Annotated in this window: 2 protein-coding genes; both read right to left on the bottom strand. The window is 72.8% G+C overall.

Annotated elements, in window-relative coordinates:
- Nucleotides 1–130: 130 nt before the first annotated feature.
- Complete coding sequence (locus ACWGIF_RS32315; RefSeq protein ID WP_453502814.1) at nt 131–1,426, bottom strand: hypothetical protein; 1,296 nt, start codon at nt 1,424–1,426, stop codon at nt 131–133.
- A gap of 209 nt (nt 1,427–1,635) precedes the next feature.
- Nucleotides 1,636–2,805: a S8 family peptidase gene (locus ACWGIF_RS32320; RefSeq protein ID WP_453502816.1), complete on the bottom strand. Its 1,170-nt coding sequence runs from the start codon at nt 2,803–2,805 to the stop codon at nt 1,636–1,638.
- Between the last annotated feature and the right edge of the window lie 30 nt (nt 2,806–2,835).

Raw genomic sequence — 2,835 nt, forward strand, 5'->3', positions numbered from 1 at the left:
ACTGCGTGGGCTGTTTATTTTTTTTAAATGCCGGGGGGGCCCGTGGGGGGTCCCCCCGGCGGGGGGCAGGGGGTTGGGGGGGGGGCGCCCCCGCCCCCCCGCACCACCCTGACGGAGCGGGCCGTGCGGGTCAGGCGATCGAGAAGGTCACGACCGACTGGTAGGTGTCGGCGAACATGAACGGCGGGAGCTGGATCATCCCGGCGCCGCCGACGGCGAACTCGCCTCCGGTCAGCTCCTCCCCGCCGGCGGCCTGGGAGGCCACCTTCATCGGGACGTCGGAGATCGCGCCGGGGGTGCCCGCGGTGCAGGTGCTCGGGCTGTCCGGGTTCGTCACCGTGCAGGTGGGCTGGATACCGATCTGCGCCTTCGCCATCGAGTGACCCGTGGTCTGGTTCAGGAACGGCGTACGGGTCGCCGTCACGTCCCAGCCGAGCGAGCCGCCGCGGAAGTCCTGGACCGTCGCGGCGTTGAAGACGCCGACCACCGACTGGGCCTTTCCGTTGATGGTGACCGCGCCGAAATCGACGGCCGGCTGGCCGTCCTTCGGGCCGAGGGCCAGCGGTCCGGGCAGGACCTCCACGTCGACCGGGTTCTTCACGCCGGGCTGGTCCTCCATGAACACGAAGGCCTTGTACGGGGTGATCGAACCGTCGATCTTGATCGTGTCGGCCTTCTTGGTGACCGTGATGTTGCAGGTGGCGGCGCCGGACGCGTCCGCCGTGCCCGCACCGGTGTCACCGGTCGCCACGCCCGCGAGCAGGGCGGAGCAGGTGACGGCGCCGGCCGGGAAGTTGGCGCCGCCGACGACGACGGCGGTGCCCGCCGGGCCGCTGTTGGGCGTCAGCTTCGTGGTGACCGGGTCCTTGGGCAGGGCCTCGACCGCGACCGAGCCGAGCGGGGCGCTCGGGCGCGGGGCCGGGGTGCAGGTGGTGGTGAACACCGAACCGGAGAGGTCCGCGTCGGTCACGGCCAGGTCGAGGGCGACGTTGACCGTGGTGCCCTCGCTGCCGTCCGGAATCCTGATCGTTCCGGAGAACGCCTTCGGGTCGAGCGGCTGCCCGGCCACGACGGTGACGGTCTCGGGCGGGCTGGTGACCACCTGGGTGGTCGTCCCGACCTTGAGGGTGATCTTGGACGTGTTCACCGTCGTGACGGAGAACCCGGGGATCAGCGGGCTCGCGCCCGGGTCGATCGTGATCGGGACGACGTCGCCGGCCTTGGCGGCGTCGGGCAGGGTGACCGTCCAGTTCTGGTTGCCCGAGCCGTCCGGCTGCGGCGCCGGGGCGTCGCAGTTCTCGAAGACGGCGGTGGTCTTCGTCGCGGCCTGCGCGGAGCCTGCCAGGCCCACCACGCCGCCCGTCAGGGCCAGGGACAGGGCGCCCACCCCGGCCAGCACTCTTCGTCGATGCGTTCTCGTACTCACTGGGTCGCGACTCCTTCGTCATGACGAACCCCTCCCCCCACCCGCTGTGCGGGGAGGCCGAGCCGGTGCGGTGGCCGATATTGACGCGTCGCCGTGATGAGAAGTCAATGACTTGCTTTCGCCCGAAGCGCACAGAAATTGATGGGCCATCAGAGGCAGTCTGATGGCCCATCGGATACCGACTGGTCGGGGTGGACGGCGGACACGGTCTAACGGTCGGCAGGGGTGTGGAGCAGGAGGTTCGGGGTGCCGGCCGGGAGGCCCGTGATCCGGTCGCGCACGGCGCTGTGCAGCAGCGACGCGGACACCTCGGCCGGGGTCCGGGCCGTACCGCGCGCCAGGATGAGCGCGGCGGCCCCCGCCACGTGCGGGGCGGCCATCGAGGTGCCGGAGGAGCGGGCCGTGGCGGTCGGGGTGTCCTTCCAGGCCGAGGTGATCCCCACGCCGGGCGCCGACAGGTCCACGCAGGGGCCGTGGTCGGAGAACGGCGCGTGCCGGTCCGCGGCGTCGGTCGCACCGACCGTGACGGCCTGGGGGACGGAGGCCGGGGAGCCCGTGCAGGCGTCCCTGCCGTCGTTCCCGGCGGCGACGGTGAAGGTGATGCCGGAGGCCACGGCCCTGATCACCGCCGTGTCGAGGGCGTGGCTGGGGGTGCCGCCGATGCTCATGTTGGCCACCGCCGGGGTGCGCGGTGCCCTGGCGGCGTCCTTCACCACCCAGTCGAGACCCTTGAGGATCGCCGACAGGTTGGCGGAACCACGGCAGTCGGCCACCTTCACCGCCACGAGCGAGACCCCCTTGGCGACCCCGAACGTCTCCCCGCCCACGGTCGCCGCGACGTGCGTGCCGTGGCCGTTGCAGTCGCGGGAGGTCCCGAGGAACACCGCGTTGTATCCGTGCCGGGCGCGGCCGCCGAACTCCTGGTGGCGGGTGTTGATCCCGGTGTCCACGACGTAGACGGTGACGCCCTCGGCCGTGACGGGGTAGGTGTACGAGCCGTCGAGCGGGAGCTCGCGCTGGTCGATCCGGCCCAGCGACCAGGGAGCGGGCGCCTGCGCCTGCGGCTCCGTGTCGGTGATGCGGTACTCCGCGTCCGGTTCCACGGAGGCCACCCGGGGGTCGGCGGCCAGGGCGGCGGCCCGGGCGGCCGTGGTGCGGACGGCGAAGCCGTTCAGAGCGGCTTCGTAGACGGCCCCGACCTCGTCGCCGGAGTCCGCGGCCTCGGCGGCCAGGGCGCGGGCCGGGGCGCGGGAGGTGCTGTCCTTGAGGACGACGACGTAGGGGGCGACGGGGGATTCGGCGGCGGCGGCGTCGGAGTGCGGCGGCAGGGCGGTGGCCGTGGCTGGCGCCGCCCGTGGCGGGGACGCTGGGGTATACACGGCGGAAGCTGACGAGGGGGCGATGAGAGG

Source organism: Streptomyces sp. NPDC054849 (assembly GCF_053610945.1).